The following is a 21028-nucleotide window of genomic DNA, read 5'->3' as shown; positions in this document are numbered from 1 at the left end:
CCACCGCCCGACTCGAAAATCGGCCTGTACGCGGCAAAAGGCGCCAGCCCTCTGTGCACTGTAGACAACCGGGTGCCCTTTTCATGCGGGGACAGATCGGTTACGCATGGGCCGATAGAAGACGCGTAGGATGATCGCATGGCGAAGGCAAGCAAAGCGGCCGGGAAACGGTTGGGTGAACAGCACAACTCCCTCCACAGCCTCGTCTATCAGGAGATCCGGGCCGCCATCGTCAGCGGACGTCTGAGACCCGGCGAACGGTTGGTTGAAGAACGTTTTGCCGAGGAATATGGCGTATCGCGAAACCCGGTCCGGGAAGCAATCCGCGCGCTCAGTTCGGAAGGACTGGTCGATGTCTCAAGCCGCAAGGGTGCCCATGTCGCGGAACTCGCGCCCGAAAAAATCGGTGAAATCATCGAGATTCGCGCCCTTCTCGAATCGCACAATGCGCGGCTCGCCGCCCGCCACCGCAATCCCGTCACCCTCAAAGGGGTCGAGGCAATATTGAGCAAGGGCCAGGCCGCGGTCGGGGCCGGGCGTCACAAAGGGCTGCGTGAGTTGAACGACCAGTTCCACGAAGCCCTTGCAGAGGCTGGCAATAATCAACTCCTTTCGGAAATGCTCGGTTCGCTGCGCGCGCGAAGTGCCCTTCTCTTCTCGCCGGAGAACCCCCAGCGGCAGGCGATCAGCTGGGAGGAGCATGCGGGTATTCTGCAAGCCATTCTCGACGGCGACGAGGAACTGGCAGCAAGGCGGGCCATGTCCCACGTTCTCGGCGCGGGGGAAGCGCATCTGAAGTCGATCCGCGACGCCGACGGGGCGACACAAGGCGACGTGTAGCCTCGCTTCGCCCTACATGCGCGCCAGCCTGACTGCTCAGACCCAAAACTGACGGACGAGTAGCAACAGCGCGGCAAAACCCGACAGGGCAAGCACGGCAAGCCGGACGATACCCGGAGACACGCGCCGGGCAAGCGGATTGGAAATCCAGAAGCCAAGCGACAATGGCGCAATGAGCCAGGTGCCTAGCGCGACGTCGTGCATGCCGAAGCGCCCCGCGGCGGTGAGTGCTGCGATGGAAATTATCGTGCCGAAGATGAGGAAGCCACCGAGCGAAGCGCGCAGCGTCGCCTTGGGTGCGCTCTGATACATCAAGGCGATCGGCGGCAGGCCGACAGAGGTCAACGTGCCCATGAACCCTGACACGCACCCTGCCCCAAACATCACGGGCGCAGTGGGGCGAATTTCAAGGCGCGTCAGGCTCATAACGATCCCGGCAAGAATGACGATGGCAAACAGGATTGACAGTTCGCGGATCGGAAGCACGCCGATCATGGCGGCAGCAATGATCGAGGCCGGTATCCGCCCGAGCAGCGCATAGCCGAGCCCCTTGGTGTCGATGCTCGAACGCTCCCGGATGACGGAGAGAACAGCAATGACAAGGGACAGGAAAAGCATGGGCCCCGGCACCAGTTCGGGAGCGACTATGGCAAGGATCGGTGCCGCGAACATGCCGAAGCCGACACCGCTCACGCCTTGCAGGCACGCGCCCACAAGAACCAGAACGCTTGTTGCAACCCACTGTTCTACGCTGGCAACACTTGTGAAGTCCATCATATCGATATCAACATTCTGTCTATTGTATACGAAGATATGGATATGACGAATGCCACCGGCGCCGTCATATCTCTGTTTTGCGGGTATAATCGTCAGGCGCCACACGCTTACTGCGGCACGGACGACTGCTGTCGTTGGCTTCAGACCCGTCCGGACGGCTTGTTGATCCGGGTTTCTGTCCATTGAATGAGGGCGTAGATCGCAAGCGATATAAAGCCGAGGATCACAATGGATGCCATGACCATATCCATCCGGAAGATCTGGCTGCCATAGACGATCAGATAGCCAAGACCTTCCTTGGAGGCCTGGAACTCACCAACGATAACGCCCACCAGGGAAAGGCCGGCATTGGCTTTCAGCGTGGCGATGAACGTATGGATATTGCCGGGCAGGATGACCTTGCCGAGGATCTGGGAGCGGGTGGCGCCAAGCGTGCGGGCAAGCTTGATCTTGTTCGGATCTGACTGGCGAAAGCCGGTGTAGAGCATCAGAATGGTGATGAACAACGCCACCGCGATGGCGACCGCATAGATTGAGCCCTCGGCACCAAGCCAGATGTAGAAGATCGGAACGAGAGCGATCTTCGGCAGCGCATTGGCCACGACAAGGAAAGGATCGAGAACCCGCTCAAGACCGGGCGACATCCACAGTACAACGGCAATTGCAGTCCCGAAAAGCATGGCGAGGGCAAAGCTGATAACCACCTCCATCAGCGTTACCATGACATGGTTTCCCAGTTCGCCGCTGGAAACCATTTCCAAAAAGGCGGTCCAGATGGCGCTCGGGTAACTCGTCAGCATCGGATTGACCCAATGCTGGCGCGGCGCAACTTCCCAGGCCACGAGCAAGGCGAGGATCAGACCGACCTGCGCAGCGATAATCAGCAACCTGTTCCGGCGCTGGGCCGCGAGCCACGCACGATATTCGGCACTCGGTGCAACGATGGCTTTGACATTACTCGACATGAACTTCCAACTCCTCCCAGACGGTATTGAAATAGGCCGGAAACTCGGTGGCTTCGCGGGCAGCGAAACTGCCGGGACGTTCTTCGCCGTGACTTGGGAAAGTGATCGGGTGGATCGACTTGACGCGGCCGGGACGACGGCTGAGGACGATGACACGATCGGCCATGGCGATAGCCTCGGGAATGTCGTGTGTCACCAGAATGGCTGTCTTGTTTTCCTTGCGGATAATGTCCCCGATCTCGTCGGCGATCGAAAGTCGCGTCTGGAAATCGAGCGCTGAAAACGGCTCGTCGAGCAGTAGAATATCCGGTTGCAGGCACATGGTGCGGGCCAGCGCCGCACGCTGGCGCATACCGCCGGAAAGCTCGGATGGTTTACTTTCGAGAAAGTCCCCAAGACCGTACCGCTTCAGAATTCCTTCCGCCCGCAACCGCGCCTCGTGCAGATTGTGACGCCGGATCTCGGGGCCAAGCATCGTGTTTTCCACGATGGTTCGCCACTCGAACAGGCTGTCCTGCTGCAGCATGAAGCCTACCTGGGGCGATGAACCGCCAACCGGCACTCCGTCAATCAGGACTTCTCCATCCGTTGGCCTGATGAGCCCGGCGAGAAGCGACAGCAATGTGCTCTTGCCGCAACCGGATTGGCCGACGATGCTGACGAACTCGCCCTTTTCGACCTTGAAGTTGATATCCTTGAGCGCCAGTGTCTCGCCTTTCGTGGTGAAATAGCGAAGGTTGACGTTGCGAAATTCGATCTTGGGAACTGTCATTTCTTACTCCGTAACGGCGCTGTTCACTGCGCCGCCCTGGCAAAGGTCGGGTCGACAAGCTTGTCGTAGGAAACTTCCTTGCCGGCATCGAGAACGCCGGATGCGACCAGCAGTTTCTGCAACTCGCTCATGGCTTCCGGCGTGACGAGTGGCGAGGCCTTCCAGACCCCGGCTTCCCGATGGCGCAGCACCGAGGATGCGATCTCATCTTCCGGAACACCTTTGAAATAGGGAGCAAGCACCTTGGCGGCCTCTGCCGGCGATGCCGTCTGAAGCCAGGCTTCACCCTTGGCGATGGCGTTGGTAAATCCCTGGATGACCTTTGGGTTGGCCTTGATGTACCCCTCCTTGGCCGTGAAGACTGTATAGTCGATCTGGCCGGCGGCTTTGCCGACATTGGCAAGCGAATAGCCCTGACCGGATGCCTCGATCTTGGTAACATCGGGCTCGAAGAACGTGGCGTAATCAGCGGTGCCAGCCATGAAGGCGCCGACGCGGGCCGGAATAGCAATGTTGGTGATGACCGTTACATCCTTCTCGGGATCAAGCCCATGATCCTTGAGAACCTTGTCGAGGAAAAGCGCGGGCGCCGAACCCTTTCGCCATCCGAGGATCGTCTTTCCCTTGAGCGACGCCCAATCGAATTTCTCGTCCTTGCTGCGGCCAATGAGGAACGAGCCATCGGTGGCGGTCAACCCCGCGAAAATACGGATCTTCTCAGGCGACTGGCCATTTTCGATGTAGACCGCCGTTTCAGGACCGGCGAGCACGATGTCGGCGGCACCGGAGAGAAGCGCTGCGGTTGCCTTGTCGCTGCCCTGCGCCGCAACGAGATCGAATTCCAGCCCTTCCTGCCTGAAGTAGCCATTGCCCTGCGCCACGTAGAGCGGCGAATAAAAGAGCGAGTGGATGACTTCCATGAACTTGATTTTCTGAACCGGCTCCGCAAAGGCCGTGACCGGCGCGGCGGCAAGCGTGGCGGCGCAAACGACGCCGGCTATCATCTTTCGAAGGCTCATTGCCCTTTTCCTTCCTTTCGAGACTGCGCATGTTTTGGCGCCACACGTTCCATGCAAAGCCCGTGCCACTATCGTTCTCGGAAGACTGTTGACTGTATACAATGAACGATAATAGATTCATAGGGGTCACACGGCAGTGTGTGAAATGATTTTAATCAGGCACGGGTGCAAATGCACAAAAGGAGAGCAGAAGATGCATGATTTCAAAATGCCCCAATGGGCAATCGATCGGGTTCTGGCCCGTCAGGGCAAGTTGCTTGCCCACGATGATGCTGCACCCGAACGCACAGCATTGGTGGTTATCGACATGCAGAATCATTTTCTGGATCAGGGTGAAGCAGACGCACCACCGCCGGCACAATCCATTGTTCCGGCCATCAATCGCGCCGCCGCGGCACTGCGGCAGGCGGGCGGTCTTGTCGTATGGGTGCGGACATTATTCACGCACGGCGCGCTTCACACGATCCCGCATTTCCACCAGACCCTTTTAACGCCACAACGGTTCGAAGCGCGCTGCGCCGCGTTGAGTGAAGAGGCCCACGGCTCTCAGCTCTGGCCGGAACTGGATGTCAGGGGAGAGGATCTCGTCGTTGGCAAGACCCGCTACAGTGCGTTCATTCAAGGCGCTTCGGATCTTGATGGCATTTTGCGCGCCCGCGGCATCGAAGCGGTCCTCGTGGCCGGAACGATGACCAATGCCTGTTGTGAATCGACGGCGCGGGATGCGATGATGCTGAACTACCGGACGACCATGGTGCATGATGCAAACGCCAGTCTGCGTGACGATGAGCATGCCGCAGCTCTGGTCAACTTCTACCTCTTCTTCGGGGACGTGACCGACGTGGCCGAACTGGAGGCGCGATTTCGCCCCTCCGGCGAACCGGCCTCGCCGTAACGACTGTGTAGACATCAGACCGGGACAACAAGGACAGCAACGGCGACGGGATTGACCTTCGTCGCCGATGGGCTGCGGTGGCCAAGACACACCTCTATTGCTGCACTGTCTGTCGTCTGGCTGCCTGATACCATCGCTGACACGCCTCGCGGTCGTTGTCGGCGCAGAGCCTGGACATGAGCAAAGGCTTACGTTGCGTGTCTTTTGCTTTGCTGCGACGACAGCTCGACGATCAACTCATCGATCTTGCTGGATCTCAGCGGTCTGGCGAGCAGGAAACCCTGCACCTCGTCGCAATGGTCGGCGGTCAGCAGCGTCAGTTGCTCGTTCGTCTCCACGCCTTCTGCAGTCACCGACAGACCGAGAGCACGGCCAAGCCCCAGAATCGCCTGCACAATGTGCCGTGCCCCTTGGTTCGTGGCAATGTCGGAAACAAAACTGCGGTCGATCTTGATGACATCGAAGGGGAAGTTGCGCAGATAGCTGAGCGATGAGTAGCCGGTGCCAAAGTCATCCATCGCCAGGCGCAAGCCGAGTTTTTTCAGCGCTTCAAGCGTTTCCGTCGCGCGTGCAGCGTCGTCCAGCAGCACACCTTCCGTAATCTCGAGTTCCAGCAGGTGGGGTGGCAGGCCCGTTTCCTGCAGACAGGCCGCGACCTTCTCGACGAACTGGGGATCGTGGAACTGGACAGGTGAGACGTTCACGGAAACGCCGACGCCCTCCCAGTTGACCGCCGTGGCGCAGGCTGTCCGCAGCACCCATTCGCCGAGCGGCGTGATGATGCCGCATTGTTCGGCGAGCGGAATGAAATCGGCCGGGCTGATGCGCCCGCGTTCAGGATGCTCCCAACGCACGAGGGCTTCGACGCTGCGGATCTTTCTGGCCCGCGTGTCGAAGCGCGGCTGGTACTCGACGATAAAGTCGCCCGCAGCAAGACTGTGACGCATGTCTTCGGCGAGACGCCGCCGCGCATTGATCCTCTCATTCATTTCGCTCGAGAAGAAGCTGTACTGGCCCCTGCCGTTCTGCTTCGATTTGTACAGTGCGCTGTCCGCCGCCCGCAAAAGCTCGTCCGGCGTGGAGCCATCGGTCGGCGCAATCGCAATCCCGACAGAGACACCAATGGATATTTCTCCGGTTTCGTGGTGGATGGGCGCCGTGACCGTCTCGAGCAACCTCTGGCAGAACCGATCAATCGCCTCAGTCGGCAGGCCCGGAGCGGCAATGACGAATTCATCGCCTCCAACGCGGGCGACCAGCTGGTCGTCGCGGATCACGCGGCGCAGCCTGTCGGCGACCTCGCCGAGAACGCGATCCCCGACATGGTGGCCATGCGTATCGTTGATGGGCTTGAAGCGGTCGAGGTCGATGTAGAACACGACCATGCTGCCGCCCTGACTGGCGAGCATGGCATTCATGAAGCTCATCAGCTTGGCGCGGTTGGGCAGGGAGGTCGCCACATCGTGCTGGGCCTGTCGCTTCGCATCCTCGAACGCTTCCGCAAGCGCGATGTTGGCGCTGACATCCGTCGCAATCTTCATGACCTTCAGCGGTCTGCCGTTGAGATCGAGGATAGGGTTATAGGAACATTGCAGCCAGATTTCCCTGCCATCTTTCCCGAAGCGCTTCTGCAATCCCGATTGATAGGTGCCCTTGCGCAACTCCTGCCAGAAGGAGAGGTATTCCGGGCTTTCGGCCGCTTCCCGCCCGACAAGCTTGCTGTGATGACGGCCCTGCAACTCGCTGAGCTGGTAACCCAGCGTTTCCAGAAGGTTGTCGTTCACCTCCAGAATGGTGCCGTCCATGTCGAAGAAGGCGACGCCCTGCGAGCGCTGAATGGCGGTAATTTGCCCCTGTACGTCCACATGCCGTTCGCGTTCGGCGGTAATATCCGTCGCATATTTGACAATCTTGAACGTGCGACCGCTCATATCCATGATCGGATTATAGGTTGCCTGAAGCCAGACATCCCTTCCGTCCTTTCGAAGGCGCCGGTATTCGCCGGACTTGTGCTGTCCTTGCGCAAGATCCTGCCAGAACTGTGCGTAGTCCGGTGACGTTGCGTAAGTCGGGTCCACGAACATGCGGTGATGCTGGCCGTTTACCTCAGAGAAGCGATAGCCCATTGCATTCAAGAAGTTGTCGTTTGCATCGAGGATCGTGCCATCGAGGTCGAACGCGATGACGCACTGCGTCTGGTGAATGGCGGCTATCTGGCTTTGATGCTCCGCCTGCAGGAGTTTTTCCTCGGTTACCACCGAAGCATATTTCACGACCTTGATCAGCTCGCCGTTGGTGTCGGCAATGGGATTGTACGTGGCCTGCAACCAGAGTTCGCGACCATCCTTGCCAAACCGCTTGAACAGACCGGAACGATGCTTGCCCTGCCTCAAATCGCTCCAAAAAGCTGCATAATCGACCCCGTAAGCTGAAGAACGCTCCACGAACATGCGATGATGACGACCGATGATGTCCTCGCGGGCGTAACCGGTCGCCTGCAGAAAATGCGCGTTGGCATCAAGGATCGTGCCGGCCATATCGAAGGTCACCATGGCATTCGACTTCTCAATCGCCGTAACCTGTGCCCTGAACTCGGCATGCACCGTCTTCTGCTCGGTGATGTCGAAGGCATAGTGCAGGATTTCGAAGAGATGGCCTTCGTCGTCCATCACCGGCGCGAAGGTGCACCGGAGCCAGCGCCTGAGACGATCGCGATCCATGAAGCACAATTCGGCCGAATAGGGCTCACCTTTGTGCAAGGTCGGAAGGATGCGGTGCAAATCCGCGGCCTTTTGCGTGTTCTTCTCAAAGAGGGCCGTGAAATGACGTCCGACACATGCATCGGCGCCCTGGCCGATCAGACCTGCGAACTGGCTGTTGACCTCGGTGATGAAGCCATCCGGAGACAACCGCATAAGCCCCGTGGCATTGCCAAGAGCGATCATGCGGGATGTCAGTTCAACTTCCTTCTTCTTGATTGCGGAAATTTCCGCCACGACCTCGAAGATCTCCGTTCCCACCTGATCCCGCTCTCCCACCCGAACGAAACGGGACAGAAACCAGCGGCGATCCGGGGCCTGCCACTGAAACTGGGCCTTGCCGCTCGAAAGGATATGTTTCCAGGCGGCGTCATCGACCGGATTATGCGCAAGTGGACGGAACGCAACTTCGCCTTTGTCCTGCAAGGCCTCAAGCTGCGTATTGAACAGCCGGCAGAAACCAGGATTGGCGGCTATGATATCGCGGCCGCGATTGTAGCGCGCACAGGCAAAAAGCTGGTTCAGAACCTGCGCGTCAGCAGTTGCATCCATCCTGGCCAAGTCCTCTGTCTGGTGCCGTTAATCCCATTTTTCGCAGTATTGTATGCGGGTGCTGAAGTTAATTTGGCGTATCGATTCAGCAAGGTATCCCGGAAGCGGCATGAAGCATGCTTTCTCATGCTTCATCCGGCCACCAAACGGTTCGCCAACCGTGCTCATCCGTGGCACGGGTCGGGTGGGGCGCCCCCTCACCCGACCGGGCCGGTCAGCGTCGCAGCACCGCTGCAACAAGTCCGAGGGGATGCTGGATGTCTCGCCCGGCCAACCGCTCGCTCTGGCACCGGCACGAGAAGCCCGTGGCGATCACCGGCTTTTCGTCATCCATGTGCCGGCGCCAGGAGAGATCGAACAGCTTGCGGGAAACTGCCTGGTGGCGTTCCTGATGACCGAACAGACCCGCCATGCCGCAACAACCCGTAGCGGGCGCTTCGAGTGCGACGCCGATCGCCTTGAACACCGCCTTCCATTCCGATCCGGAACCGGGTCTCGCCGTCGCTTCCGTACAGTGGTTCAGCAATTTGGCCGAGACGCCTGCAGCGGCCTTTGGCAAGGATTTGCCCCCGGAGATCTCACGACTCAGAAACTCCTGCGGAGAAAGAATTTGCCCAACGGCAAAGCCGTATTTCGGATAGTCCTGCTTCAGCATCATCACGAAGGCCGGATCGAGCCCGATCATCGGCACGCCAGAAGCCGAGGCACGCTGAAGCGCATCCGCCAACCGCGCGCCCTGCTCACGAAAGCCTGCGAGATCGCCAAGGTTCAAGGCCGCTTTTCCTGCCGGCAGCATCTCGACCAGAAGAGGTCGATAACCCAGCGCCCTGAAGCCCGCCAGCGCATCCCGCTGCAGGGCTTCATCAAACAGCGCCGTGAACCAGTCCTGCCAGAGCAGCACCGTCCCTTCCGGCAACGGTCGACCAAGAGCGTCAAGCGCAATGCGGTCCCTGCCGGGCTGCGGACGGGCAAGGGTTTCCGGCAGGTCGACCGCCTGCATCACGGTGGCGGCAACCTTGCGCGCCAGCGGCCAGAAGGGCCGGATGAATGGCGTCATCTTAGCCGTGAGGGGTGCGAACCGCTCGGCCAGAAGCGTCAGCCTGTCGGCGAGAGGCCGGGCATGACGGCTGAAGTAATCCGCGTAAAAGGCCGCGCGCATGTGCGGAACATCGACCTGAACGGGACAGGTCGATGCACAGGCCTTGCAGCCGAGGCAGGTATCGAGAACGCCCATCAGGTCGTCTTCCATCACCTGATCGGGCGCGCCGCGATCACGGGCGGCCTTCCAGGCCCGTAACGCGTCAGCCCGGCCCTTTGGCGAGTGGCGCACATCGGCGCTTGCCTTGAAGGAGGGACACATCGGCGTCGCCGCCTGATAGCTCAGACACTGCGCATTGCCGTTACACCGAAAGGCCCGTTCCAGCGCATCGCCCTCCTGCGCATTGAAAGGGCGAAAGTTCGTGGTGGCGATGCCCATGATCTCGCCGCCATTAACGACAAGCTTGCCGGGATTGTAGCGCTCGCCGGGATCGAACGCGGCCTTCACGCCCTGCAGGGCCTTGTAAGCGTCCGCACCGATCCATTCCGCCAGAAACGCACCGCGCACGCCCTTACCGTGCTCACCCCAGAAAATCCCGCCATATTTGCGGGTCAGGTCAAAGACACTGCGGGAGATGCCGGCGAGTTTGTCGCGGTCGGCCTGCCGGTCAATGTCGAGCGCCGGGCGGATATGCAGGCAGCCGACATCGACATGGCCATACATGCCAAAGCCGAGGCCGTTTGCAGTCAGCACGGCCAGGAACTCGTCCACAAAAGGCGTGAGATTTTCCGGAGGGACAACGCAATCCTCGACGAAGGCGACCGGGCGCGCCAGCCCATCGACCTTGCCCAGAAGACCGACGCCCGCCGACCGGATTGCCCAGAGATCGCGGATTTCCGTCTTGTCCCCAGCCACATAGACCGCGCCAATGCCGGGTAATCTGGCAAGGTGCTCGCGACACTGGAGGACGCGCCGGTCGAGCAAAGCGGCATCGTCACCGTTGAACTCGACGAAGACGTAGGCCACGCGGCCCTCGCCCTTCGGCCGCAGGGCTTCCGGCAGGCGCGCGAGGATCCCGGCCTCCTGCGCCAATTGCTGAACGCGCTCGTCCATGACCTCGACGGCCGTCGGCTCATCCTCCATCAAAGGCATGGCGGCGGACAGGGCGTCGCGAAAACTGTCGAAGCCGGCGACGATCAAACGCTTTTCCGTTTCGATGCGGCGCAAATGGACGCGAATGCGGGTCATCGGCCCGAGCGTTCCCTCCGCGCCGAGGAAGAGCCGCCACCATTCGAAACCGCCCGTCTCCGGACAGGCGCGTTCAAGATCGTAGCCGGTGAAGCGACGGTTCAGCCTGGGCGTGTTGGCTATGAACGCGTCACGTCCTGTCCGGGCCGCCTTTTCAGCCGCCGCCAGCATGGGCTTTGCCCAGTCCGGTGTCGGCTCGAAGGAAGCGACCAACCCCTGCCCGCGGGCGATTTCGATGCCGACGATATTGTCCGACGTCTTTCCATACACACGCGATCCCTTGCCGGAAGCATCGGTCGAGACCATGCCGCCCACCGTGCAGCGGGTCGAGGTGGATGTTTCCGGTGCGAAGAACAAGCCATGCGGAAGCAGCTTCTCATTGAGATCGTCCAGAACAATTCCCGGCTCGACTTCAGCCCATTGCTGCTCGACATTAACGTCCAGAAGCCGGTTCATATGCCTGCGAAAATCGAGGATGACACCGCGGTTCAGGCTCTGTCCGTTCGTGCCCGTGCCGCCGCCACGCGCCGTCAGGCTCGTGCCTGCAAATTCCGGCCTGTCGAGAACCGCCTGGAGACAGACGACATCCGCAGCATCGCGCGGCGCGACAACAAGATCGGGAAAGATCTGGTAGACGGAGTTGTCGGTCGACATCGCCGCCCGCAAGGCGCTGTTCCTCTCGATCTCACCGCGAAAGCCCGCCACAACAAGCGCCTGCATCAGACCGGAAATGCGGTCATTCGTCTCGTGAAACATCACCTACCCTCTTTCCTTTGAGACCCCTTGAACCACACAACGGACATTCGTAAAATTAGAAAATCATGAAAATAAATTCGGAAAACACGAATGTGAATTTGCGGCACCTGCGCGCCATTCACGCCATCTGGCGGGAAGGCTCATTCGCGCGCGCCGCAGAAAGCCTCGGTGTCGTCCCCTCGGTGTTGACGGAAACTGTTCGGCAACTGGAAGAGGCTGCCGGACTGGCGCTTTTCGACAGACGCCTGAGACCACCCCGACCAACCGCGCCGGGCCTTCGGTATCTGGAGGAAACCCGCCCGCTGATCGAGAGCTTTGACAGGGCCTTGTCTCACCTGCGGCAAAGCGCCCGGCTGGAACACGGCTCACTGGCCATCGGCGCATCCCCGTCTGCGATTTCGGGAATTGTTGCGCCCGCCATCGCGACGTTCAGAAAGGCCTACCCCTCTGTCACCATCACGCTGCACGACGATATTGCCGAACGCCTTGCGGCCCTTGTTTCCGAGGGGACATTGGATATTGCCATCGCCGGTCGCGCCGGCTCCTCGACGGACCTTCTGCAGACGGAGATAAGCACGGACCCGTTTGGTCTGGCGTGCCGGATCGATCATCCCCTTGCTATGAAGGCGGGCTCCATACGCCTGCAAGACATCGACCCGGATAGCCTCATTCATCTGGATGAAAACACCGGCACCGCACGGTTGCTGTCATCGCACCCTTCCCTTCCGGCGGCCTTCCACCAGGGCTGCCTCAAAGCGCACTCCACCATCGCGCAACTGTGCCTGATCCGCGCCGGGGTTGGCGTGGCACTGCTGCCCCGCGAAGCTGTTCTGCTGTTCAATGACACATCCATCGCATTTGTCAGGATCGAAGATCTGGACCTCTCCCGGTCGCTCTACATCGTGCGTTCGGCTAAACGGACTATCTCCCATATCGCTGAAAGATTTATCGAATTTCTGACCGAGTAACAAATCTCACCCGAACCGCCGCCGTTCACGACCCGTCAGCTTCGCACGCTCCTGAATATGCAGACACGAGCTTTCCGACGAACACGCTGCGCTGCACGCAAGCTCACTGAACCAAAGCATGACGGGGCCTGATCCGAAAACCAGGCCCCGCCATACTCATCACCGTTTCATCGTCGCCGATCCAAGATCAGCTATAGTATTCCGGAGCATGCTTGAAGGACGACCAGGCATCCGGGTCATGGCCAGTGACGACGATGGCGTCTTCGCGGGCTGCAATGGTGCGCAGCTTCTGCACCGAACGAACGGTATCGATGGTGGACGCGAGGAAGCCGGGAAGCGACTTTTCGTTCCAGTGATCCGTCGTATAGGCGGCGTCGATGGTCAAAAGCAGCGGCTTGCTGTTGGGCAGACGCACGAGGAAGGACTGGTGGCCCGGTGCATGGCCCGGCGTGAAGATGGTCGTCAGCGTGCCGTCGCCGTAGACGTCGTAATAGTCGTCCACATTGCCGTTCAGGAACTGCCACTTCAGGCCCGGACGGTCGAAGTCCTTGCGGATGTAACCGCCGGCAGCGAACCAGTCTGCCGTGAAGGCATATTCATATTCGCAGCGCTGGACGATGTGCGTGGCATTGGGGAAGCGGCCGATGGCGCCGGTGTGGTCGAGGTGCAGGTGCGACTGCACGACATATTTCACATCGGCCGGATCAAGGCCGAGAGCCTTCACCTGATCGACGCAACCCATGTTCTTGTCGAGAACCGGCTGGTAGACGTCACAGATGCCACCCCAGTAGCCGCGCGGATCGGTGGCGACCTCGATGGCATTGCCGCCATCGATGATCGTGTGGCCCTTCGGATGGGTGATGAGGAAGAACGGAACGGGGATTTCGTAATCGGCCCCGTTGCCTTCATTCATCTTGATGTTGTGCACCTTGCATTTCAGGGTGCCCGACTGAAGCATGTAAAGTCTGATGTCCGTCACGTTTGATCCTCCCGGTTGGTGAACGGTTGATAGCTGCGAAGCGTTCGCTCAGAACGCCTCGCGGTAAAGGTTGAGAGCGTCCTCCTCGCCAACCTCCACGGGATTGTTGACGAGCAGGCGGGTCTGCTTCATCGCGTCGGCGGCCAGCATGGCGAGGGTGTTGTCGGTCACGCCGACATCGCGCAGGCGGCGCGGTGCGCCACTTTCATCCATCAGCGCCTGCATGTGCTCGACGAAGGCGTTGGAACGCGCCACCGCATCGCCGGTGCCCGGCACGCCCATGACGTCGGCCAGCTCGGCATAAAGGGAGGCGGCGGCCTTGGCGTTATAGCGAAGCACCGGACCGAGCATCAGCGCGTTGGAAAGACCGTGCGGCACATGGTAATGGCCGCCCAGCGGATAGGCGAGCGCGTGCACGGCGGCAACCGGTGAGTTTGCGAAGGCCTGGCCGGCAAGCGTTGCGCCGAGAAGCATGCCTTCACGGGCCGCGCGGTTCGTGCCGTCCTTGCAGGCGGCAATGAGGTTGGAGCCGAGCAGGCGCAGCGCCTCGCGGGCCAGCGCATCCGAAAGCGGGTTCTTCTTGTGCTTGCTGGTATAGGCTTCGATGGCGTGCACCATGGCATCGATACCGGTCGCGGCCGTGTGAAGCGTCGGCAGACCAACGGTCAGTTCGGCATCGAGCAGCACGAAGTCGGCATAGAGCTGCGGGGAAACGACACCCATCTTGGTGGTTTCGCCGGTGGTGATGATCGAAATGTTCGTGACTTCCGAACCGGTGCCGGCGGTGGTGGGGATCAGCACCATGGGCAGGCGCGAACCCTTCACATTGCCAATGCCGTACATATCCGACAGCTTCTGCTCGGACACGGTGAGGATGGCGACAAGCTTGGCGATGTCGAGCGAGGAGCCGCCGCCAAGGCCGATGACGATATCGACGCCCGCGCCCTTGGCGATGTCGACGCATTCGTACAGCACCTGTTCCGGCGGATCGGCGACCACCTTGTCGAAGATGGTGACGGCAAAGCCGGCAACCTTCATCTTCTCGATGATCGGTGCAATCAGCCCGGCCTTGACGAGACCGGCATCGGTGACGAGGAGCGCTTTACGGGCTGTAAAGCGCTGGGCAAGGATCTCGCCGAGCCGCTGGGCACCGCCCCAGGCGACCTCCATGGACGGTACGGTTCTGAACTCAAAGGGATTGATGGTCATCTCGTTTCCTCCCGGGAAAGACAGGGCTCAGCCGATGGCCGAGCACAGGTATTTCATTTCAATATATTCCTCGATGCCGTAGCGGGAGCCTTCCCGCCCGAGGCCCGACTGCTTCACACCACCAAAGGGGGCAACCTCGTTGGAAATGAGGCCGGTATTGTGACCCACCATGCCGTATTCCAAGGCTTCGGCCACCCGCCAGGTGCGGCGCACATTCTCCGTGTAGAAATAGGCGGCAAGACCGAATTCCGTGTCGTTGGCCATAGCCACGACCTCCTCCTCGGTCTCGAAACGGAACAGCGGAGCAACAGGACCGAAGGTCTCCTCGCGGGCGATCTTCATGTCCTGGGTCGTACCGGTCAACACCGTCGGTTCGAAGAATGTTCCACCGAGCGCATGACGCTTGCCGCCGGTGACGATCTTCGCGCCCTTGGACACAGCGTCCGCGACGTGGGATTCCACCTTGGCGATCGCGTCGCCATCGATCAGCGGGCCGATCAGAACGCCGGCCTCGGTGCCGACGCCTACGGGCAGGGCCGCCACGCGGGCGGCAAGCTTTTCGGCAAAGGCATCATAGACGCCAGCCTGAACGTAAAGCCGGTTGGAGCAGACACATGTCTGCCCGGCGTTACGATATTTCGAGGCGATGGCGCCTTCGACCGCAGCATCCAGATCGGCATCATCGAACACAATGAAGGGTGCATTGCCGCCAAGCTCCAGCGACAGCTTCTTGATGGTGGGCGCCGACTGCGCCATGAGGATGCGGCCAACCTCGGTGGACCCCGTGAAGGACAGCTTGCGAATGACATCACTGCCGGTCAGCACGCCGCCGATTTCGCGGGCCTTGCCTGTCACGACCTGGAAAACGCCCGCGGGAATACCGGCCTTGATGGCGAGAACGCCGAGCGCCAGCGCCGTCAGCGGGGTCTGTTCCGCAGGTTTGACGATCATCGTGCAGCCAGCGGCAAGCGCCGGTGCAGCCTTGCGGGTAATCATCGCCGCCGGAAAGTTCCAGGGCGTGATGGCGGCGCAGACGCCGATCGGCTGCTTGAGCACGATCAGGCGTTTGTCATTGGTCGGAGCGGGGATCGTGTCGCCGTAGATGCGCTTGCCTTCTTCGGCAAACCATTCGACGAAGGACGCCGCATAGAGCGCCTCGCCTCTTGCCTCTGCCAACGGCTTGCCCTGTTCGGCGGTCATCAGCGCCGCCAGATCGTCGGCATGGGCCACCATCAGATCGAACCAGCGGCGCAGGGCTGCCGAACGATCCTTCGCGGCGAGGCGGCTCCAGGTGGTGAACGCCTTCTGCGCGGCGTCAACCGCCTGCTCGATCTCGTCGGCTGCCAGCGAGGGAACCTCACCAACAATCTCGCCGTTAGCCGGATTGGTGACGATAATCGTCTCGCCACTGCCCGCGCGAACCCATTCTCCCGCGACAAGACACGCATTACGCAGTAAATCTGGATTATTCAGCTTAAGCATCTGCTCCTCCAGCAGGTGTAGTTCAATATATTGAACTTTGATCAATATATTGAACTAACGTCATCTCGCGGCCGGTGTCAAGGAGAGGGAATGGAAAAAGACAATAACGCCGAGACACGCGGCGGTGGTGCCGTGCCCGCTCTGCGACGGGCGGTTCAGATTCTCGACCTGCTGGCAGGTACAAATCAAAGGCTTACGGCGACGGACATTGCGCGCCATCTCGGCCTGCCGAAAAGTACGGCGCATGGTCTTATCGGCGCGATGGTGGAGCTTCGTCTTCTTGGACGCGGGGCGGATGGCAGCTATCGTCTGGGACCGCACCCGATGCGATGGGCGGGTGGCTTCCTGTCTCAAACCAGCGTGGTTTCCGCGTTTCAGGAATTTTTCGAGCACGCTCCGGAATGGTCGTCCTACACGGTGACCCTGACGGTGCTGGAGGAGGCGGACGTCGTCTATATCGGCTGCCGCAATTCCGATAAACCGCTCGGCCACACCTTCGTGCTGGGAACGCACCTGCCGGCGGCCTTCACGGCGACCGGAAAGATGCTGCTTTCGGAGCTGTCGGATGGTGAGATCGATGCGCTGTTTCCCGATGGCCTGCCGCCTGGCATGACCCCGCGCAGCGTCCGGGAACTGCCCGCCCTCAAGGCGGAACTGACCGATATTCGCGCCCGTGGCTTTTCCATCGATGACGGCCAGATCCGCGAGGGCATGATCTGTCTCGGCGCGCCGATACGCGATTTTACGGGCAAGATGGTGGCCGGCATCGCCATCAGCATATTGCGTGACGAGGTGACGCCGGAGACCGTTCCGCAACTGGGCCGGAAAATGCAGATGGCCGCCGCCGCCCTTTCCCGCCGCCTTGGGGCACCCTGATGCGGCAGCACGGGTAATGCCGGATTGACGGCGATAGAGATTTTGCCGCCGGTCCGGCGACGATGGCCGTGAAGCAGTCGGTCACCGGCGTAAGGTCGTCCCGCGAATTCAAGCGCGGAACGACTGTGCATTGCTTATGCCGACGAACCGAAGTTACCGGATGATCCCGGCTTCACTGAGCGCTGCGATCTCCGCCGCAGAAAGCGCCAGCTTTTCCGCCAGCACGGCCTGTGTATCGGCCCCCAGCGCTGGCGGCGGGCGGCGATAGACCGCTGGCGTTTCGGAAAAGCGCACCGGATTGGCAATGAGTTGCACGGTGCCGGTCTGCTCGTGGGGAAGTTCGATCACCATTTGCCGGTGCCTGATCTGCGGATCTTCCAGCATTTGCGGAATGGAGTTGATCGCGCTGCACGGCACGTCGGCCTCCGTGAGAAGCCGCGTCCATTCCTGAACATCCCGTTGCAGAAAGGCGCTGTCGAGACGCGGAAGCAACATCTTGCGGTTTGCCATCCGGTCGCGGTTGGTCCTGAATTGCGGATCGGCGCCCGTCCCGGGAATGCCGAGCACATCGCAAAGACGAACGAACTGCCGGTCGTTACCGACGGCGATCATGAGATCGCCATCCCTGCAATGGAAGGCCTGCCAAGGGCAGGTGATCTGCGACGCCGAGCCGGCCCGCACGGGTGTACGGCCGGAAACCAGATAATTCATGGCGATGTGGGAAAGGGCTGCAACCTGCGCATCGAGCAGCGCCAGATCGATATGCTGACCATTGCCGCCCTGATCGCGATGGGCAATAGCACCCAGAATAGCGATCGTCGCATAGAGGCCCGCCGTGATGTCGGAAACGCTGTAACCAACAAGATTGGGCCCGGCGCCGGGGTCGCCATCCGGCACACCGGTAATGCTCATCAGCCCGCTCAGGGCCTGAAAAAGCGGATCATAGCCCGGCAGGTCGGCGCTCGGACCGGTCTGCCCGAAGCCGGTGATCGAACAATAGACGAGACGGGGATTGATCGCCTTCAGATCCTCGTAACCCAGTCCGTACCGGTCGAGCGTTCCCGCCTTGAAATTCTCGATCACGACATCTGCCTGCTCTGCCAGCTTGCGGACCAGCGCCTGTCCTTCGGGGGCCTTGAGATCGATGGCAACGGATCGCTTGCCACGGTTCATCGCGAGGAAGGAGGACGTTTCCCCGGTCTCGCGGCCCTCGGCGTCCTTGCGGTGTATGCCGAGATGGCGCACATCGTCGCCATGCACGGGATGCTCGATCTTGATGACATCGGCACCGAAATCGGCAAGAATCTGGCCTGCCAGCGGCCCGGCGAAAACGCGGCTGAGATCAAGAACCACAAGATGGGAAAGGCAGCCGGCGGATGGCGTTCGAGCGGGTTCTGACATGGTACAGGACACCCTTTCTGTAAGTGAAATTGCGGAAGGGAAACCGGTCAGGCGGGCAGATCGAGAACCATTCGGGCCAGAACGTTGCGCAACACCTCGTTCGAGCCGCCGAAAATGGTTGTCGGCCGGGCCATCAGATATGTGCCGGCCGCATGCAGTCTGGGATCATGTTCGAAGGGTTCCAGCAATGCTGCCGTCGCGCCGCCAATTGCCATCATTTCCTCGGAAATGCGCTGGTAAAGCTCGCTCTGGAAAATCTTCATGATCGAGACATCCGCACCGATCGCCTCGCCGTGACGCAGTTTCTCGATATAGGTCTCGAACAGGGCTGTCAGGTCGGCGACGTCGAGCCTGAGGCGCGTGAAGCGGTCCTGAAAAGCCGGATCGTCAGCGACACCAACCTTTCGGGCCAGAAGATCGAGCCGGGCGAGCGCTGACGACGACAGGCGCGGCGCACCGATGAAGACACGTTCATGGCCCAGCAGCGCCTTGGCCATGGTCCAGCCCTGATTGACCGCACCGACCAGGTTTTCTCGGGGAACCCGAACATCATCGAAGAAAACTTCGCAGAATTCATCGTGCATCTCGAGGTTTTCGATGGGACGCACCGTGACCCCCGGCAAATCCATCGGCACAAGAATGAAGCTGATGCCCGCCTGCTTCTTCACGGACTTGTCCGTCCGCGCCAGAATGAAAATCCAGTTGGCATCGTTGCCCAGCGTCGCCCAGGTCTTCTGGCCGTTGATGACCCATTCGTCACCGTCCAGCACCGCCTCGGTGCGGACGGCGGCGAGATCGGACCCTGCATTCGGCTCGCTGTAGCCCTGCGCCCATATATGCTCGCCACTGAGAATCTTCGGCAGAAACTGCGCCTTCTGCGCATCGGTACCGAACTGGATCAACAGCGGCCCCAGCATGACGGGACCGATATCGTTGATTCGCGCGGCGCCGAAGCGTTCGTTTTCCTCGATCCAGATCAATTGCTTGGTCGCGGAAAGCCCCATGCCGCCATGCTCCACGGGCCAGGCGGGTGCGACCCAGCCCTTGCGGGCCAGCGCCATGTACCATGGCTTGCTCTGGCTGAAATGCAGCCGCTTCTGCGAAAAGCGCGGAATGTCCGGATAATTGGCTTCGATGAAGGCCCGGGCCTGCGCGCGGAATTCTTCATCGCTCATGACGGCGTAGATGTCGTTTCTGGAGTGAAGGCTCATCGGAAAATCCTCGTCACGCCTCAGGCGGCGGCATAAGGCTGCATGGCGGCAAAGCGGCGGCGGTGAAAGGCAGCGCTGCCGAACTGGTTGGCAAGCGTCATGGCCTTGCGCACGAAAAGCCCCACATCATGCTCGTCGGTAAAGCCGATGGCGCCGTGCATCTGTACGGCCTCCCGGGCCACGAGCATGGCTGTGTCGGCCGCGCGCACCTTGACCTGCGAGACAAGGGCCGAGCGGCGGGCATCGTCGACGCCCGCATCGAGCGCGCCCGCAGCCATGTCGACACCGGCTCGCAAAAGCGCGAGTTGCATCTTCAGATCGGTGGCACGGTGCTGGAGGGACTGAAAACTGCCGATCGGCTTGTCGAACTGCTTGCGGACCCGCAGATAGTCCAGCGTCATTTCGAACGCCGTTTCTGCAACCCCGAGCAGATAGGCCGAGGTTGCCAGCGCCGCCTCGTCGAGCGCCGCCGCCGGATCGATCAGGTCGATCCGTTCGGCGGACACGCCCGCGAGCCGGAGGCTGCCAAAGTGGCCGCCATCCTGTGTGCCCTCGCATTCAAGCGAGACACCCTCCGCCCCAGCCTCGACCAGCCAGCCGCCTTCCGCACCGGTGACAAGGAATGCGTCAGCGCCGGCTGCCTGATAAACGAAACGTTTTTCACCGGAAAGTCCGCCCGCCGCACCTGTGACGCCCGCGGCAAGATCGAGGCCATCGAAACCGGCTTGCCATGCCGGAAGCACGATCCTCGTGCCGGCAAGAACGGCGTCCCCGACGCCTGCACCGAGAAGACGAACAGCAAGGTTGGCGTGAATGAGCGGTTCCGGCACCAGCCCTGCGCCCAGAACGGCGGCAAGCGCGCAATAGGCCCTCATTCCCAGGCCAAGCCCGCCCTCCTCTTCCGGCAGGCGCAGCATGAGCCAGCCCATCTCGGCCATCTGACGATAGATCGCGGGATCGAAACCCGCTTCGCCAAACCGCAAACCTCTTATTCTCACGAGATCACCGCCAGGCGGCACAAAGGCGCGCGCACTGTCGCGGATCATCTCGATCTCAGCCAGATCAGTCATCTTTCCTCCTCCAGAAAGATCAAAACTCTATAAATCAGTTTATTGATTTTTATATCGTCGTCAATCCCGAAACCCGTGTTTCCAAGATGCTGGACCAGCCGCCGCGCGCCACGCGCCACCAATTGCGAAAACGGCTGGACTTATATATGTCATATATATAGTTTTATGATATTCTCGCTGCTATTTTGCGGTTATGCCATCTATTTTCCA

16 protein-coding genes are annotated in these 21028 nt (G+C 60.5%); 4 read left to right on the top strand and 12 right to left on the bottom strand.

Annotated elements, in window-relative coordinates; genetic code table 11:
* The first annotated feature begins 138 nt into the window (after positions 1 to 138).
* Positions 139 to 840 carry a GntR family transcriptional regulator gene (locus tag GGQ66_RS20515; protein ID WP_183795150.1) on the top strand — a complete coding sequence of 234 codons (702 nt, stop codon included), beginning with the start codon at positions 139 to 141 and terminating at the stop codon, positions 838 to 840.
* A gap of 36 nt (positions 841 to 876) precedes the next feature.
* On the opposite strand, the gene GGQ66_RS20510 is transcribed toward GGQ66_RS20515, so the two are convergent.
* From GGQ66_RS20510 to GGQ66_RS20495, 4 genes are all read right to left on the bottom strand, one after another.
* Entirely contained in the window at positions 877 to 1617 is a 741-nt protein-coding gene (locus GGQ66_RS20510; RefSeq protein ID WP_183795149.1) for a sulfite exporter TauE/SafE family protein, read from the bottom strand.
* Positions 1618 to 1757: 140 nt separating this feature from the next.
* The gene (locus GGQ66_RS20505; RefSeq protein WP_183795147.1) at positions 1758 to 2582 is read right to left on the bottom strand and encodes an ABC transporter permease; all 825 of its coding nucleotides are present in this window, start codon (positions 2580 to 2582) and stop codon (positions 1758 to 1760) included.
* Positions 2572 to 3354 (bottom strand): ABC transporter ATP-binding protein, encoded by a 783-nt coding sequence (locus GGQ66_RS20500; protein ID WP_183795145.1) that lies wholly within the window; start codon positions 3352 to 3354, stop codon positions 2572 to 2574. The genes GGQ66_RS20505 and GGQ66_RS20500 overlap by 11 nt, the downstream gene beginning before the upstream one ends.
* A gap of 23 nt (positions 3355 to 3377) precedes the next feature.
* On the bottom strand, positions 3378 to 4373 hold the full coding sequence (locus GGQ66_RS20495; protein ID WP_237359015.1) for an ABC transporter substrate-binding protein: 996 nt from the start codon (positions 4371 to 4373) through the stop codon (positions 3378 to 3380).
* A 193-nt stretch (positions 4374 to 4566) separates the two neighbouring features.
* On the opposite strand from GGQ66_RS20495, the gene GGQ66_RS20490 reads away from it, so the two are divergent.
* Positions 4567 to 5268 carry a cysteine hydrolase family protein gene (locus GGQ66_RS20490; protein ID WP_183795143.1) on the top strand — a complete coding sequence of 234 codons (702 nt, stop codon included), beginning with the start codon at positions 4567 to 4569 and terminating at the stop codon, positions 5266 to 5268.
* A 188-nt stretch (positions 5269 to 5456) separates the two neighbouring features.
* Here GGQ66_RS20490 and GGQ66_RS20485 read toward each other — a convergent pair whose 3' ends face one another.
* Together GGQ66_RS20485 and GGQ66_RS20480 are read right to left on the bottom strand one after the other, a co-directional pair.
* On the bottom strand, positions 5457 to 8579 hold the full coding sequence (locus tag GGQ66_RS20485; protein ID WP_183795141.1) for a bifunctional diguanylate cyclase/phosphodiesterase: 3123 nt from the start codon (positions 8577 to 8579) through the stop codon (positions 5457 to 5459).
* 214 nt (positions 8580 to 8793) lie between these two features.
* A complete protein-coding gene (locus GGQ66_RS20480) occupies positions 8794 to 11622 on the bottom strand; it encodes an FAD-binding and (Fe-S)-binding domain-containing protein (protein ID WP_183795139.1) in 2829 nt (942 codons plus the stop codon).
* A 92-nt stretch (positions 11623 to 11714) separates the two neighbouring features.
* Here GGQ66_RS20480 and GGQ66_RS20475 point away from each other — a divergent pair, with 92 nt between their 5' ends.
* Positions 11715 to 12590, top strand: coding sequence for a LysR family transcriptional regulator (locus GGQ66_RS20475; RefSeq protein ID WP_210287353.1), 876 nt, complete (start codon positions 11715 to 11717; stop codon positions 12588 to 12590).
* 187 nt (positions 12591 to 12777) lie between these two features.
* Here the strand turns inward: GGQ66_RS20475 and attM are convergent, their stop codons facing one another.
* The 3 genes from attM to GGQ66_RS20460 are packed head-to-tail and all read right to left on the bottom strand — an operon-like array spanning position 12778 to position 16260.
* A complete protein-coding gene (gene attM / locus GGQ66_RS20470) occupies positions 12778 to 13569 on the bottom strand; it encodes an AttM family quorum-quenching N-acyl homoserine lactonase (protein ID WP_183795135.1) in 792 nt (263 codons plus the stop codon).
* Between the two features lie 48 nt (positions 13570 to 13617).
* Complete coding sequence (locus tag GGQ66_RS20465; RefSeq protein WP_183795133.1) at positions 13618 to 14778, bottom strand: iron-containing alcohol dehydrogenase; 1161 nt, start codon at positions 14776 to 14778, stop codon at positions 13618 to 13620.
* A gap of 27 nt (positions 14779 to 14805) precedes the next feature.
* The gene (locus GGQ66_RS20460; protein ID WP_183795131.1) at positions 14806 to 16260 is read right to left on the bottom strand and encodes an NAD-dependent succinate-semialdehyde dehydrogenase; all 1455 of its coding nucleotides are present in this window, start codon (positions 16258 to 16260) and stop codon (positions 14806 to 14808) included.
* A 90-nt stretch (positions 16261 to 16350) separates the two neighbouring features.
* Between GGQ66_RS20460 and GGQ66_RS20455 the strand changes: the two genes are divergently transcribed.
* Complete coding sequence (locus tag GGQ66_RS20455) at positions 16351 to 17136, top strand: IclR family transcriptional regulator (protein WP_183795129.1); 786 nt, start codon at positions 16351 to 16353, stop codon at positions 17134 to 17136.
* Positions 17137 to 17289: 153 nt separating this feature from the next.
* Here GGQ66_RS20455 and GGQ66_RS20450 read toward each other — a convergent pair whose 3' ends face one another.
* From GGQ66_RS20450 to GGQ66_RS20440, 3 genes are read right to left on the bottom strand one after another with little or no spacing between them, the layout of a single operon-like run.
* Positions 17290 to 18537 carry a CaiB/BaiF CoA transferase family protein gene (locus tag GGQ66_RS20450; RefSeq protein WP_183795127.1) on the bottom strand — a complete coding sequence of 416 codons (1248 nt, stop codon included), beginning with the start codon at positions 18535 to 18537 and terminating at the stop codon, positions 17290 to 17292.
* Positions 18538 to 18584: 47 nt separating this feature from the next.
* Positions 18585 to 19748 carry an acyl-CoA dehydrogenase family protein gene (locus tag GGQ66_RS20445; protein ID WP_237359014.1) on the bottom strand — a complete coding sequence of 388 codons (1164 nt, stop codon included), beginning with the start codon at positions 19746 to 19748 and terminating at the stop codon, positions 18585 to 18587.
* Between the two features lie 20 nt (positions 19749 to 19768).
* Positions 19769 to 20818, bottom strand: coding sequence for an acyl-CoA dehydrogenase family protein (locus GGQ66_RS20440; RefSeq protein ID WP_183795125.1), 1050 nt, complete (start codon positions 20816 to 20818; stop codon positions 19769 to 19771).
* Between the last annotated feature and the right edge of the window lie 210 nt (positions 20819 to 21028).

It is taken from the genome of Allorhizobium borbori (assembly GCF_014196535.1).
Lineage (GTDB): Bacteria > Pseudomonadota > Alphaproteobacteria > Rhizobiales > Rhizobiaceae > Ectorhizobium > Ectorhizobium borbori.
Note: the sequence above shows the minus strand (reverse complement) of the source record. Positions and strands in the feature narration are given on the sequence as shown.